Consider the following 14,502-nt stretch of genomic DNA (forward strand, 5'->3'; position numbering starts at 1 on the left):
TCACTTATGCCTAAAATAGTACCTGCGTGGGACATCTGTACTCTCCATTAAATGATTCTTCGCAAAATCAGTTTAATGAATGCGGGTGTCCCCCGTTAATGATGAAGAGCCTAGCGCGGCCCGAAGGATGAGCCTCACCCACATACGGGCAAGGCTTAGAAGGGTTAAAACATACGTGTGTAAGAAAACATGGCGCTCCACGCTGTGTCAGAATCTGTGAGTGGGCTGTTTGCCATTCCATCACCATACCAGTTGTGAGCCAGCCCCAATCGCGTCATACCGCCAAGTGCAGGCATCGACACGCCAATACCTAGCTCGTAATTAATACTGTCCTCACCTTCGTAATAAGCGCGCGTAGAGGTGGCCTCATGGCTTTCTACGCCATAGTAATAATCAACATAGTTTTCGTCGCGGTAGTTAATCGCCACACTTGGTTCTACAACCAGTGGACCAAAACGCCAGCGGCGACTCATTCTCGCTTCAAGTTCATAACCCTCTGATTTGCCCAAGGTATCGACCAAGGCTTTCACATGAAAGTTGAGTTTGTCGACGTTAAAGCGCATGCCAACACCAAGATCAAGCGACATGTCTCGGTCATCCATTCCCGCAAAGACTTTACTGTCGCTTTCATCATAACCGGCAAACCGTGGTGAGATTAACGCGCTAAACGCGACATTGTGATAACGGGCAAAGGTGTAATCTACAAATGGGCCGTACACCCTAAGGTTTTTGCTTTGGTAGCCAATAATGGGGATGGGGACCACTCGATTATCGAAACCTTGGTAGATGTCTTGGCTAGTAGCAATGCCTACCCCCCATAGCCAACCTTCTGGGGGCTGAGTTGGCGGTGCTTCATTCGCCATCAATGGGGTGGATAGTGTGCCTGCAACCAGCGTTGCGGCGGCAAGAGAAATACGTCCTAATTTGAACAGGTGTTGCATACTGTGTCCTTGTGTAAGAAGAAACCGATAGGTCTGCTCACAGTACGTGTTAAAAGCTGTAATGGTTGTATAAATTTGTATCTTACAGGGCTAATTTGTAACCAACACCATATACAGACTGGATCACATCTTGCCCACCCAATGCAGATTCTAGTTTTACACGTAGGTTTTTAACATGATTATCCAGTGTGCGAAAACTGACGGTATGGTCGTCGCCGTAGGCTTGCTCCATTAACACATTTCGCGAAATGACTTTGCCAGCGCGGTGCATTAATACCGTTATCAGGTTAAATTCGACCGGTGTTAGTGCAATAAGATGCTCATTGACATAACAGGTTTGAGTTTGTGTATCGATGCGAATTGCGCCGCAATGAGTTGGACTTTGGGGCGCGGGCGATGCTTGGTCCAACCGGCGTAACATATTTTTCGCTCGCGCTGCGACTTCCCTGCCAACAAAGGGTTTACACACATAGTCATCCGCGCCCATTTCTAGCCCAATTAGCCTGTCTATATCATCAATTTTTGCCGTGACCATGATGATCAAGGCGTCAGAAATGGCTTTTATCTGCGGGAACAATACCTTGCCCGACTGCCCCGGCAGCATGAGGTCGAGTAGGATTAAATCGGGTTTGAACCAAGAGAGCGTGTCGATGACGTTGTTGCCATGGAAAACGGACTCTGTTTCGAAACCGGCTTCTTTCATATAGGCAGCGAGAATGCGCGCTATTTTTTCTTCATCTTCAACAATTAATACACGCTTCATCATGTTTTCCTCAATACTGGAAAGGTTATTTCCACTTTCAAACCACCTAATGCCGAGTGAGATAAGGTGATATTCCCCTGATGTGCATCAACAATATTTTTGCAGATCGCTAAGCCTAAACCTGCGCCACCCGAGTGGCGACTGCGAGATTGATCTTCTCTAATCAAGGGTTCTAGCAAAGCCATGGGGTCTAGCGTGGTGATGCCAGGAGCCGTGTCTTCTATAGTGAGGTGTACGGTGTGCTTTTCCTCGGTAATGGCGATGTTGACCTGCCCAGGCGCATCGGTATATTTCAGGGTGTTTTCAAACAAGTTAGTCAGAAGCTGAGTTAAACGCTGCTCATCGCCCTTGATCGTAATTCCGGCCAAACATTGCACGCTAACACGTAAACCCGCATCGGCAAATCGCGGTTGGTATTGGCTCACTAATTGGGCGATAAAATCGGTTAGGTTGAAGCTAGCAAAATGATACCGAAGCGCGCCAGCATCCGAGAGAGCAAGTTGATAGAGGTCGTCCACAAGCGCACGGAGTCGTTGAATTTCTTGGTCAATCGAGAGCAACGCTTCTTGGTTAAACTCTACAATACCGTCTTTTAGCATGTCTATCTCGCCGCGTAAAATAGTGAGTGGCGTACGTAGCTCGTGAGAAATATCAGCAAACCAACGGTGGCGGCTTTGCTGGTTGTGGTTGAGCGTAGCAGACAAGTGGTTCACATCCATCATCAAAGCACCGAGTTCATCTTTGCGAGTCACTTTGTCGTTAACTGAGTAATCGCCGGCTGAAAGGGTATGAAGCCGCTTTGCAATATGTTTAATCGGCCGAGTTACCATAAATGCAATAAGCAGTGATATTCCCAATGCGAGAAGTAACGATACTGCGAGTATTGGCAACAAAGGGCGAAGTGAGTCGAGTAGGTTGTGGTCATCAAATGGGTATCCGTTCAGCCAAACATTGATGTAACCAAGGGTATCGTTTTGCACGCGAATGGGCTGAGACAGGGTTGTTGCCTGTTCATTAAATGAAGCGCCAGCGAGCCGGTTATTCTGCGCATCAATAACTTGTGTATTGTTGAGTGTAAATTCCCAGTCGAACCGAGGTGGTGGTTCGGCGCGTTGGGGAAACACAGGAGGCAAAAATCGGTTACGCGCGTCTTTATTGGGCATACGAGAGAGCAGTTGAGTGAGCGCCGTGTCATCGAATTGCTGCCACGACCGAGGATCGCGTTGGTAGTGTTGTGAGATGACTCGCGCCATATGCTGGAGATGCTGTTGCATTATAGCTATGTTGCGTTGATGAGCACGGTGTTCAATATTGAGTTTGGTGAGTCCAAAAGTGAGAAACAACACCAACAATGTGAGAGTAAACAGTATCACTGCCAGTTTGATACTTATTGATAGACGCATGGAACCAACCTCAAAAAATAGCCACGTACTAGCTTACCGATAAATGTGAGAAAAGAGAGCTAATATCAAGCAGAATTTACAAAACTAGACAAATGTGATGTAGTCGCAAATGTGGCTATGAGTGGTGTGTACAAAGGACAAGCGACACTTTTTACCGCCAAACAATATGTAACTTTTGTGACATTCATGTATAATACGCGGCCCAGAACAACAGTGACTGAGTTTTCAGGAAATGGCAGCTACATTCAGAGTCGAGCAAATTAATTATCCATTCCCCGCTAAGCCCGCGGTGCTTTCTGATGCGCGTAAAGCCGCATTAAAATCTGAAATTAAAGCGTTGTTAAAAGCGCGTGATGCGGTCATGGTTGCCCACTATTACACCGACCCTGAAATTCAAGCGTTGGCTGAAGAAACCGGTGGTTGCGTGGCTGACTCTTTGGAAATGGCTCGCTTCGGACGTGACGCGAAAGAGCAAACCTTGCTGGTTGCTGGTGTGAAATTCATGGGTGAAACAGCAAAAATACTCAGCCCAGAAAAACGCGTGTTTATGCCGACCATGGAAGCCACCTGTTCGTTGGATTTAGGTTGCCCAGAAAAAGAATTCACCGAATTTTGTGATGCGCACCCAGATCACACAGTGGTGGTTTACGCCAATACTTCTGCAGCAGTAAAAGCGCGTGCTGATTGGGTGGTCACTTCTAGTATTGCGCTAGAGATTGTTGAACACCTAGACAGCCTAGGCAAACCGATTATTTGGGGGCCAGATCGTCATTTAGGTTCGTATATCGCGAAGAAAACGGGTGCCGACATGCTGATGTGGCAAGGTGAGTGTATTGTTCACGATGAATTTTCTGCACAAGCTTTGCAGGATATGAAAGCCTTGTATCCTGATGCAGCAGTACTCGTGCATCCTGAGTCGCCAGCCAGTGTAGTAGATATGGCCGATGCGGTTGGGTCGACAAGTCAGCTGATTGCCGCGTCGCAAACCATGTCGAACGAGATGTTTATTGTGGCAACTGACAAAGGCATTTTTTATAAAATGCAGCAGTTAACACCCAATAAAACCTTTATTGAAGCGCCCACGGCAGGTAATGGCGCCACATGTAAAAGTTGCGCGCACTGCCCATGGATGGCAATGAATGGTTTGGAAGCTATTCACAATGCGTTATTGGAAGATGCTGATAGTGCACAGCATGAAATCTTTGTCGGTGAGGAGTTACGTCAAAAAGCGATGATTCCGTTAAACCGCATGCTTGATTTCTCTGCGCAATTAAAAGCAAAGCAAGTCAGTAACGCTTAATAAATCGGCGAACAGGGCGTTTTTTTCTGTAATTGCTTGATTCAGAGCGCGGCATTCCCTACTATACGCGCGCTTGTTGATATCGCATCAACGACGAATTTCAGTTAATTGCTCCACGGCATTTAACTAAAAATTGGAGAGGTGGCTGAGTGGCTGAAGGCGCACGCCTGGAAAGTGTGTTTAGGTTAACCCCTAACGAGGGTTCGAATCCCTCTCTCTCCGCCAAATAAAACAACCCGCTTTTATGCGGGTTTTTTTATATCCGCGCTTCTTTGTTTTGAACATATTGCCGTTTGTTAGGCGCTATTCGCGATAAACATAACACCTACATATAAAGTCGTAATACTAATTGCTCATAGTATTTGAAATGATTTTTTTCTTAACTATTACACGCAATTACAAATTTGTGTCTATATTAATGTTAATTCATTGTTAATGTGTAGAGGTTCTGTGAATACATCCATTCTTCAAGCGCTGATTGTCGCTATTGTTGTTGTCATAGGTGGTTACTTCTCACTTCCTTTTTGGGCTGTAGCGATCACGTGTGCACTTATTTGTATCGCGTGGGGGTGGCTAAATCGCGCCGACGAAACTACTGCACACAAGGATGCTGATTCGCAAATCTCAGGGCACACCAGTGAACACGGCGAAAAGATCAGCCGAGCAGCAAGTGCAATTGCTATTGGTGGCGCTAATGTGTCGCACTTTATGGATAAACTCGCTGCAATGTTCAAGCAGCAAGTGGATAACGTAAAGGAGATTGCTGATCGTATTGCCTTGCTTGAAGAGGGCAACAAAGAACTTATCCACTACGCGAGCAGCGCACAAGAAAAAATGGCAGACGCTGATCATAAAACGCAGTTAAGTAACGAGCAGCTCAACACAATGCTGGGGCAACAAGCTGTACTTATAGAGCAAGTTGAAGACGCCAAAAGCCTATTAGGTAAATTAAACCAAAGCGCGGAGTCTATTGGTTCAATCACCACAACAATTAATCAATTAGCTGACCAAACAAACATGCTTGCCTTGAATGCCGCTATTGAAGCTGCGCGAGCCGGTGAGCAGGGGCGAGGCTTTGCCGTGGTAGCCGATGAAGTGCGAGACCTAGCCAAGAAAACGGCGGATGCCACGCAAGGGATTGACAATGTGTTGTCTGAAATAAACACCTGTAGTCGAAATTCGGTTGACGCAATTGAAAAGGTTGCGATGGCGAGTCAAGCAATGTCGGAGGTTGTTACCACCACCTCTGACATGATCCAGCAAAGCAGTGTAAGCTCAGCCGAAGCAACAGAAGCCATGTTACACATGCAAGACACGGTAAAAGTGCACAATGAAACGAATGGCGGTATTAGTACAAATGCGCTTCAGTTACACGAAAACACACGCTCGCTTGAATCTGATCTCAATGATGTGTCGGAAAAAGTCTTGGCCTTGAGCCACAGAACGGAAGATATTTTTAGGCAATTGCGGCATTTTGAATTGAGTAACCGCAATCGCCTTGTGCAGGATATTGCCCAACAAGCAGCAAGTAAAATTGGTCAGTTATTTGAGCAAGCGATTGCGCAGGGCACAATAACCGAGCAAGTCCTATTTGATTTTAATTACCAACCTGTACCCAATACTAATCCACAAAAATACCAAACGGGGTTTGATAGTTTTACCGACAAATCACTGCCCAGTATTCAAGAGCCCATTTTAGATGCTAACCATTTCATTATTTATGCTGGTGCAGTTGATCAAAACGGGTATTTCCCCACGCACAACAAAAAATTCAGTCATCCTATGACGGGCAATTACGAAAAAGATTTGGCGCAAAGTCGTACCAAGCGGATCTTCGACGATTACACGGGGTCTCGATGCGGCAAGAATACAGAAGCCTTTTTACTTCAAACTTATAAACGCGATACTGGTGAGGTGATGCACGACCTTTCTGCGCCTATTTATGTGCATAACAAGCATTGGGGCGGCTTTAGAATTGGTTACAAGGCCGAAGAGTAAACCGTTGCCAAGAGAGCCTGGTTTACTCGGCTATTTGGGCTATCCGTTGTTGTTTTTCCGTTAAGTGAGACTTTCCGCGCAAATAGTGTTGCCGAAACTGAATAAAGTAGGTGTTGAGATCTTCCGCTGCTTGGTTATCACCCGCCATTTTCAACACTTCTATGCCCACTTCAGCCGTACATAACTGGTAGTCGTGCGCGGCTTCTCTCAGCAAGTAATCTGAGTCTTGTGTGGGCGTAATACCCAATACCGGTAACGCGTGTAAATAAGGGCTTTTGGTAAACATCTTTCTTGCCTCTCGCCACGTGCCATCCAGAAAAATAAACAAGGGTGTTTTTTCATTCTGAGGCACCGTAGATATGCGCAAGTTTTCTTTTACGTAGTCATGCGGAAAAATAACAATGGGCTGATAGCGCGGGTTGTCTATCATGTTGAGTAGTGCTTGTGGCGGGTTGGTTCGCGACCAAGTCCACGCGTAGTTTTCTTCGGCTACGTCGGCAATTAAACGTCCCGTGTTACTAGGTTTGTAGCATTCACCTTTGTACATCAAGAAAGCGACGGCACTTTTCGCACTCGCCATTGGTTTTAAGTCACATAAACACGCATTTTCGGGTAAGAGGCACCCTTCACATCGAACGACTCTACTGCCTCTGGCATAAAAAGGGCGGGTAGATTGTGTTAATTCTTCCAGCCTCAGGGCCATGACTGCATTTTTCACTATTGGAAGGCCTACTTACTTGCGGGAGCGCTATTTTACCGACAGTTCGGGAATAAAGCGAAACAGTTTTATGAGCATAAAATTTTTAATGGTATATGGTTGAAATACCTTACAAAAAAATATTCAAAACAACTATTATTAACATTGTTTGAAAGAAATGCTCAGTGTCACAGGTCTTTTGGTTTAAGCGCGTTAATCAAGTGATGTGCGCCAATGAAAACAAAATTAGGTTGATAGAGGACTCATTATGAAACAAGTGAACAAATCTACAGTTGCCACTGCTTTGGGAGCGGTTGTTATTGGCGCCATGACCAGCACAGCAGCAAATGCCGCGGCTAATCCTTTTGAAATGACCCAACTCGAAGCTGGCTACATGCAAATTGTGTCAGAGGGTAATTGCGGCGGCGATAAAGCCGATAAAGAAGGCAAATGCGGCGGAGATAAAGCCAAAAAAGAAGCCAAATGCGGTGGCGAAAAGGCTGACAAAGAAGGGAAGTGTGGCGAAGGCAAATGTGGTGGTGACAAAGCCGAAAAAGAAGGGAAGTGCGGGGAAGGAAAATGCGGCGCAGAGAAAGACAAAGCCGACAAAGATAAAAAGGCTAAAAAAGAAGGCAAATGTGGCGAAGGTAAATGCGGTAGCCGTGCCTAAATGATGAGTGTTCGTTCTTCGCTCAGCGGCGCAGGCTTAGGTTTGCGCCGTGAAATGTTTGAACAGGTGCTACCACACCTCCCCGAAATGGTCGACTTTTGGGAAGTTGCGCCAGAAAACTGGATACCTTTGGGAGGGCGGTTTAAAAAGCAATTAAAGCAGTGCACGACTCAGGCACCCTTCACAACACACGGGTTGTCATTGTCAATTGGTAGCACCGATCCACTCGACCTACAGTTGGTTAAGTCGATAAAGCACTTTTTGGACGAGCATGACATTGGGTTGTATAGCGAACATTTAAGTTATTGTTCTGATCAAGGGCATATGTATGACCTTATGCCTATTTCTTTTACGGAAGAAGCCGTCAAGCACGTCGCCAAGCGAATTCGCACAGTACAAGATATTCTGGAGCGCCCGCTAGTACTGGAAAACGTGTCTTATTATCTTGCTCCTGGGCAAGCAATGTCGGAGTTAGATTTTATCAATGCAGTGCTTGCTGAGTCGGGTTGTCAGCTACTTCTTGATGTGAACAATGTTTACGTAAACAGTATTAATCACGGTTACAACGCAGCGCGCTTTATCAAAGGGCTACCTTCTGACCGAATTGTGTATGGTCACATTGCGGGGCATTTTGATGAAGCAGACGACTTAAAAGTGGATACCCATGGCGCTGATGTGATCGAGCCAGTGTGGGAGTTGTTAGCACTTGCTTATCAGCAACACGGCGTTTTTCCGACTTTGCTAGAAAGAGATTTTAATATTCCACCGATTCAAGAGCTATTGAAAGAAGTGGCGAAAATAAAACAGATCCAACAAGAGGCTTATCGTGAACAAGCCGTGGATAAGGGGATAGCCTGAATGCCCTTTAAACAGGTACAAGCTGCACTCGCGCAAGCGATTCGTCAACCCCACGAAACGACCTTAGCTGAGCCAGATGCTCGCCGCCGTCTGGCCGTATACCAAGATTTATTCTTTAACAATATCATGGGTTTTGTGAGTAATGGCTTTCCTGTTCTAAAGTCGCTTTATAGCACGCAAGATTGGCGAGCTTTAGTGCGGCAGTTTTTTGTTCATCATTCGTGCCGCACGCCTTATTTCGTTGAGATAAGCAAAGAGTTTGTCGAATTTCTGGCTAATGAATATGACATGACGGCAGCCGATCCTGTGTTTTTGGCTGAGTTGGCACATTATGAATACATTGAGCTTGATGTGAGTATTCGGCGTGCGTCGTTGCCAGATGATTTGCCGCCTTTTTGTACGACTCAACTGAAATCGGGCAACTGGCATTTTTCCCCTCTGGCTGATGTGGTGTCGTATGCTTATCCGGTGCATCAAATTAGCGAAGGGTTCCAGCCTACCGAGAGTACAGGGCAGTATTACTATTTAGTTTATCGCGATAGCCAAGATGACGTGCAGTTTATGCAATTGAACGCCATGACCGCCTATCTGGCGAATTATATGGAATGCGTAAGCCCTGCTGGTTTTCAAACCGTGTTAGATCACATTCAAGTAACTATGCCGAATATGGAGCTGACTGTGCTAACACAAGGCTTAAGTGAAACGTTCAGAGAATGGTCTGAACGTCATATTATTTATTATTCCGATCCTGACAAGCCTTGAACCAACGAGTTTCATAAAGATTCCTGAGCAATTAACCACCAATACGCTATGCTTCTGAGACTGTAGTTGGGTTTTTCCTTACAATCTCGACACGAAACAGTGAGAAGGGCTGTCAATCGAGACACGATTCGATTAACATTTACGGCTTAAAATTTTGACTTTTATGTGATGGGTAGTGCAGATGGCTGATCATGGTAATTTCAAAGAGAAGTACAATTGGTGGTACTTTTTGGGTTCGGTAGTAACCTTACTCGCCTTTCCACTTATGCACGTTATCCTCGGTTGGGTAACCTTCTATTTGTAACGCTCTGTCACAAGATGTAAGGAATAAGGTGTGACCGCAGAGTACATCAAATCAGTAGTAAAAACCGTGCCCGACTACCCCAAGCCGGGCATTATGTTCAGAGACGTAACCAGTGTATTGGAAGATCACAAAGCTTTCAGTAGTTGTATTGCGTTGTTTCTAGAGCATTACAAAGGCCAACAGTTCGATAAAGTTGTCGGTACAGAAGCAAGAGGCTTCTTGTTTGGTGCGCCGCTAGCAATCGAAATGGGTGTGGGCTTTGTGCCGGTAAGAAAGCCAAACAAATTGCCGCGTGAAGTGGTAAGCGAAAGCTATGAGCTTGAATACGGTACAGACACATTGCAAATTCACAAAGATGCCATCAAACCTGGCGAACGCGTGTTGTTGGTAGACGATTTATTGGCCACTGGCGGCACGATTGACGCATCAGCAAAGCTAATTCGTCAATTAGGCGGTATTGTTGAACATGCTGCTTTCGTTATTAACTTGCCTGAATTAAATGGTGAAAACAGACTCACCGCAGCCGGTATTACGTCTTATTCATTGTGCGAATTTGACGGCGAATAAGGATCATATCGCGCATGAGCTATCAGGTTCTCGCCAGAAAATGGCGTCCGGGAAAGTTCAGTGAATTAGTGGGGCAGGAACATGTAGTGACTGCCATCACCAATGCACTTGAAAATAATCGTCTTCATCATGCCTATTTATTTACCGGCACACGAGGTGTGGGTAAAACCACGATTGCGCGTATTTTTTCGAAGAGTTTGAACTGCGATGAAGGCATGGGTGCGAACCCTTGTGGCCAATGCAGTACATGCCAAGAAATCGAACAAGGTAACTATGTCGATTTACTCGAAATTGATGCGGCATCGCGCACTAAGGTGGAAGACACCCGAGAACTGCTCGACAACGTGCAGTACAAACCCACGCGAGGCCGATACAAAGTGTACCTTATCGATGAGGTACACATGTTGTCGAAGCACAGCTTCAACGCGTTATTAAAAACGCTGGAAGAGCCGCCTCCTCATGTGAAGTTCTTGCTAGCGACTACCGATCCACAAAAACTACCGATTACAATTTTGTCTCGCTGCCTGCAATTTAATTTAAAGACACTGTCGAGAGAGCAAATTGTTGGTCAGCTTACTCATATTCTTGAACAAGAAAGCATTCATTCAGAGCCACAAGCACTGAACTTGTTAGCACGCGCTGCTCAAGGCAGTATGCGTGATGCATTGAGTTTAACCGACCAAGCCATTGCCCAAGGCGATAACCAAGTAATCGCCAATATTGTTACTGATATGCTGGGTATGATGGACAGGCATCAGTTGCTCAAGTTGCTTAATGCCGTGGTTGAAAAGCAGCCCCAAGACGTACTTGCTATTGTTGAGTCGATGGCAGAACAGGCACCTGATTATGGCCAGGTATTGTCAGAAATTGCGAGCTTGTTGCACCAAATCGCGCTGACCCAATGGGTGCCCGATGCGTGTAAATTAGAAACTACGTCAGCCCGTGCGATTTATCAGTTATCGAAAAAGATTTCACCCGAGTTAGTGCAACTACTCTATCAAATTGCGTTAACTGGTAAAAAAGAATTACCGTATGCGGCTGATGGTCGAAGCGCGCTAGAAATGACGTTATTACGTATGGTGACGTTCGCACCATCTTCACCCATTAAAGATGGTGAAGCCGTGATCGTTCATCAAGCGTCACCGATCCACCATGTTACCTCAGGGGCTGATGTAACGAGTCAAACACCTTCAGCAGAACAAAAGCAGGCAGAAGCCGCAACTCAGCCTGTTGCCTCTGAGCCAACCGTTGTAGAAAGCTCTCTGCCAGAGCCAGAGCCAGAGCCAGAGCCAGAGCCAGAGCCAGAGCCAGAGCCAGAGCCAGAGCCAGAGCCAGAGCCAGAGCCAGAGCCAGAGCCAGAGCCAGAGCCTCATCAAAATATGTCTTATGATCAAGCGCCACCATCCTATGATGACGATGACGCTTATCACGAGCAGCAGGCCTTAATGCACGAACAAGCTGAACTTGAGCAACAAGCTAATGCTCAGCGGGTTCAGCATTATGGTGAGCCACAACATACGCCTGTGGCCCCACAAGCGACACCAGAACAGCAGCTTACGTCAACCCAAGATATGTTGGCGTTGCGTCAGCGCTTGAAGCGTGGTGCCGGGGAGGCGCCCGAGGCGAAAACAAAAAAGTCTGAAACGTCGGATTTTACTGACGTTTCACGATTTACCAAGCCTAAGCCACCCGTAACATCTAGCCAAGTTGAATCGACGCCAGAAGAGGTTGTCGAGCCGGCTAGTGTAAGGCCATCAACGTCGTCGACAGAGAGTCAGAGAGTTTCAGCTCTCGCGTCTAATACTGCTTCGCAACAAGCACCGATTACGCCGACTCAAAGTAGCAGCAATGATGAGCCACCACCTTGGGTGACAGAAGGGCCAATGGATGATTATTCTCAGGTACCTCAACACAAAGATTCATCCACACATCATGAGTTTGAGCGTGTTGCTGATACATCGGTAGGCATTGATGCACAAAATGCAAATAGCTCAGCACCACAAGCTCAAACTGAATACCGTGAGCCAAATGCGCAAGCACCTAGCCATCAAGCAGAGGATGAGCCAGCCGTAACGCAACAGGTTGATCACAGCGCGTTGCCAGCGTATCTAGAGAATGGCGACAAGTTATTATTTGCTAGTCAAATTGATGATTGGGCCGCCCTTGTTGAGCGCATGCCAGTAGCCGGTTTGTTGAAACAATTGGTGCTGCATTCAGCGTTTACTCGTGATGGCGACAACGTGCATTTAGAGCTCGACCCATCGCAGCAGCATTTGTTGAACGAGAGTACTCAAAAGCAGTTGGAATATGCATTGGTGGAAGTGCTAGGTGAAACGGTATCGTTGAGTGTTACTGTTGGAGAGCCAGCAGAAACGCCCTTTGGTTTGCAACAACAAGTGAACGCAATGAGAATGCAACATGCAAAAGATGTCTTGCAAACTGACGAAACGGTCATAAATATAATTCAAACCTTCGGCGCACAAGTGATCGACGGAACAATTCAACCCAGATAATGCGTCGGCATGTGAGCAAATGCGTTTACCTTGCTTTGCTATCGGTGAATTTTACACGATAATGCTCACATACCAGCAAATTTACAGTTAACAGAGAAGAGAGAATAGCCATGTTCAAAGGTGGAATGGGAAATATCATGAAGCAAGCGCAGCAAATGCAGGAGCGCATGCAACAGGCCCAAGAAGAACTCGCTAAAATGGAAGTCGTTGGTGAAGCTGGCGCAGGCATGGTGAAAGTCACCATGACATGTAACCACAACGTACGTCGCGTAGAGATTGACCCAAGCCTAATGGATGATGACGACAAAGACATGCTAGAAGATTTAGTTGCAGCAGCAATCAACGATGCAGCACGTCGCGTTCAAGAAACCAGCAAAGACAAAATGGGTTCTGTGACAGGCGGTATGCCACTACCTCCTGGCTTCAAAATGCCGTTTTAGTCTGAATCCCTTGTATTTATTGGTCTCTAGCCTCCCGCAAGTGCATGGGGTCAAATAGGGGGCAATAATTATCGCTAACAATTCAGCGATGATACGACATAAAAAAGCCCCCAGTAGTTGGAAATAGCCAACTACTGGGGGCTTTTTCTTATCAAGAGCTTTTTCGTTAATAGGCTTGTCCCAACATATCTGCCATCTTTTGGGCGTATTCTGGGTTATCTTTGGAAATCCATCGGCCATAAATTTTGCTAATCATATCCCAGTTCTTATGCCCCATTTGGGCTGCTAGCCAGGTGGCATCGCATCCAGCGGTGAGTAGCTGACTCGCAAATGTATGTCTTAATTGGTAAGGCGCACGATACGAAATGTTAGCTAGTGTCAAAACTGCTAAGTCAATATTTTTCGTGGTAGGTGGATATGCCAAAGACTTCCTAATCGCTGATGTTTTATCAGGTACTTTAAATTGCAAACGTAAGCTGCCGTTATGAATACTCACGCCTTTGGCTGATTTGATCGCATCTAGAACTTCTTCTGAATACTTCTTCATTACATGTATTTCCTATAATTACCTAAATGAACAAATATCGATTGAAAGGGCTTCAAGATTAGATATGAAGTAAGCTAGGGAAATAAGAAGGATTTTGCGAATAATTTTGTTAAGCAGAAATTTACAGCCGTAGCTTATGCCGATCAGGGTTTCTACTTCGATGTGCTTTCTACATTGCACCGATAGTGAGCTATAAGTTCTCCTTGATTTTGTTTAAATGAAAGTTTTCATGTCTTATTACATTTATTATAAGCCCAATATTTAGGTTGTTTTAATCGCCTAATTTCTTATTGGTATCCGCTTAAGTATAAATAAGTGAATTAAATCATGTGGTTAGTGGCTTTTCATGTGAGTGGCTACAGACCTGAAAGGTTTTTGGGTCGTTGATTGAGACGACTATTTATGAAATTAATATCAGGTATTTACTTGTTTTTTTGAAATTATGAAATTGATGTTGTAAGTTTTCTTTATTTGTTACAGAATTCGTGCCCTAAATCCAATCCAAATCGTGGTGAATACTTATGTCGCAACAAGATACCAATACTCTTAAAAATTTACGTGATGAAAACACAATTCAGGATCGTGCGCTTGTTGATGAATTAGCTGATGCAAAGAAAGAGATCAACGAACTCAAAATGCAGCTAATGTGGATGGAACGTCACTACGAATAACACTTAAATACGGCGTTTAATTGAGTGCTCTCAGGCATTTACGCTAAACCATAAAAGCCCGGTTTTTA

General features: G+C 45.5%; 15 protein-coding genes and 1 tRNA gene. 11 read left to right on the plus strand and 5 right to left on the minus strand.

Annotated features, from left to right (window positions below):
- Positions 1–164: 164 nt before the first annotated feature.
- The 3 genes from ACXAH6_RS12075 to ACXAH6_RS12085 form a co-directional block, all read right to left on the minus strand.
- Complete coding sequence (locus ACXAH6_RS12075; RefSeq protein ID WP_474877159.1) at positions 165–941, minus strand: MipA/OmpV family protein; 777 nt, start codon at positions 939–941, stop codon at positions 165–167.
- Between the two features lie 82 nt (positions 942–1,023).
- Complete coding sequence (locus ACXAH6_RS12080; protein WP_474877161.1) at positions 1,024–1,707, minus strand: response regulator; 684 nt, start codon at positions 1,705–1,707, stop codon at positions 1,024–1,026.
- On the minus strand, positions 1,704–3,107 hold the full coding sequence (locus ACXAH6_RS12085) for an ATP-binding protein (protein ID WP_474877162.1): 1,404 nt from the start codon (positions 3,105–3,107) through the stop codon (positions 1,704–1,706). The genes ACXAH6_RS12080 and ACXAH6_RS12085 overlap by 4 nt, the downstream gene beginning before the upstream one ends.
- A gap of 232 nt (positions 3,108–3,339) precedes the next feature.
- Between ACXAH6_RS12085 and nadA the strand changes: the two genes are divergently transcribed.
- The 3 genes from nadA to ACXAH6_RS12100 all read left to right on the plus strand — a co-directional run bounded on the left by nadA (position 3,340) and on the right by ACXAH6_RS12100 (position 6,405).
- On the plus strand, positions 3,340–4,407 hold the full coding sequence (gene nadA, locus ACXAH6_RS12090) for a quinolinate synthase NadA (protein WP_474877164.1): 1,068 nt from the start codon (positions 3,340–3,342) through the stop codon (positions 4,405–4,407).
- A gap of 135 nt (positions 4,408–4,542) precedes the next feature.
- Positions 4,543–4,632 (plus strand) — tRNA-Ser (locus tag ACXAH6_RS12095).
- 225 nt (positions 4,633–4,857) lie between these two features.
- Positions 4,858–6,405 (plus strand): methyl-accepting chemotaxis protein, encoded by a 1,548-nt coding sequence (locus ACXAH6_RS12100; RefSeq protein ID WP_474877165.1) that lies wholly within the window; start codon positions 4,858–4,860, stop codon positions 6,403–6,405.
- 22 nt (positions 6,406–6,427) lie between these two features.
- Here ACXAH6_RS12100 and ACXAH6_RS12105 read toward each other — a convergent pair whose 3' ends face one another.
- Complete coding sequence (locus ACXAH6_RS12105) at positions 6,428–7,108, minus strand: tRNA-uridine aminocarboxypropyltransferase (RefSeq protein ID WP_474877335.1); 681 nt, start codon at positions 7,106–7,108, stop codon at positions 6,428–6,430.
- A 262-nt stretch (positions 7,109–7,370) separates the two neighbouring features.
- Between ACXAH6_RS12105 and ACXAH6_RS12110 the strand changes: the two genes are divergently transcribed.
- The 7 genes from ACXAH6_RS12110 (at position 7,371) to ACXAH6_RS12140 (ending at position 13,216) form a co-directional block, all read left to right on the plus strand.
- Entirely contained in the window at positions 7,371–7,772 is a 402-nt protein-coding gene (locus ACXAH6_RS12110; RefSeq protein WP_474877167.1) for an HvfA family oxazolone/thioamide-modified RiPP metallophore, read from the plus strand.
- Positions 7,773–8,630, plus strand: a complete 858-nt coding sequence (locus ACXAH6_RS12115; protein WP_474877168.1) for an HvfB family MNIO-type RiPP peptide maturase — start codon at positions 7,773–7,775, stop codon at positions 8,628–8,630.
- Positions 8,631–9,392, plus strand: a complete 762-nt coding sequence (locus ACXAH6_RS12120; RefSeq protein ID WP_474877170.1) for an HvfC family RiPP maturation protein — start codon at positions 8,631–8,633, stop codon at positions 9,390–9,392.
- A gap of 181 nt (positions 9,393–9,573) precedes the next feature.
- Positions 9,574–9,696 (plus strand): hypothetical protein, encoded by a 123-nt coding sequence (locus ACXAH6_RS12125; RefSeq protein ID WP_474877171.1) that lies wholly within the window; start codon positions 9,574–9,576, stop codon positions 9,694–9,696.
- A gap of 30 nt (positions 9,697–9,726) precedes the next feature.
- Complete coding sequence (apt, locus tag ACXAH6_RS12130) at positions 9,727–10,263, plus strand: adenine phosphoribosyltransferase (RefSeq protein ID WP_474877174.1); 537 nt, start codon at positions 9,727–9,729, stop codon at positions 10,261–10,263.
- A 14-nt stretch (positions 10,264–10,277) separates the two neighbouring features.
- A complete protein-coding gene (dnaX, locus tag ACXAH6_RS12135) occupies positions 10,278–12,776 on the plus strand; it encodes a DNA polymerase III subunit gamma/tau (RefSeq protein ID WP_474877175.1) in 2,499 nt (832 codons plus the stop codon).
- A 110-nt stretch (positions 12,777–12,886) separates the two neighbouring features.
- Complete coding sequence (locus ACXAH6_RS12140) at positions 12,887–13,216, plus strand: YbaB/EbfC family nucleoid-associated protein (RefSeq protein WP_474877177.1); 330 nt, start codon at positions 12,887–12,889, stop codon at positions 13,214–13,216.
- Between the two features lie 166 nt (positions 13,217–13,382).
- On the opposite strand, the gene ACXAH6_RS12145 is transcribed toward ACXAH6_RS12140, so the two are convergent.
- A complete protein-coding gene (locus ACXAH6_RS12145; protein ID WP_474877179.1) occupies positions 13,383–13,763 on the minus strand; it encodes a tyrosine-type recombinase/integrase in 381 nt (126 codons plus the stop codon).
- A 521-nt stretch (positions 13,764–14,284) separates the two neighbouring features.
- Between ACXAH6_RS12145 and ACXAH6_RS12150 the strand changes: the two genes are divergently transcribed.
- Entirely contained in the window at positions 14,285–14,434 is a 150-nt protein-coding gene (locus tag ACXAH6_RS12150; protein WP_474877181.1) for a hypothetical protein, read from the plus strand.
- The last annotated feature ends 68 nt before the right edge of the window (positions 14,435–14,502 follow it).

The sequence above is a fragment of the Alteromonas sp. ABE4_545 genome (genome assembly GCF_056161325.1).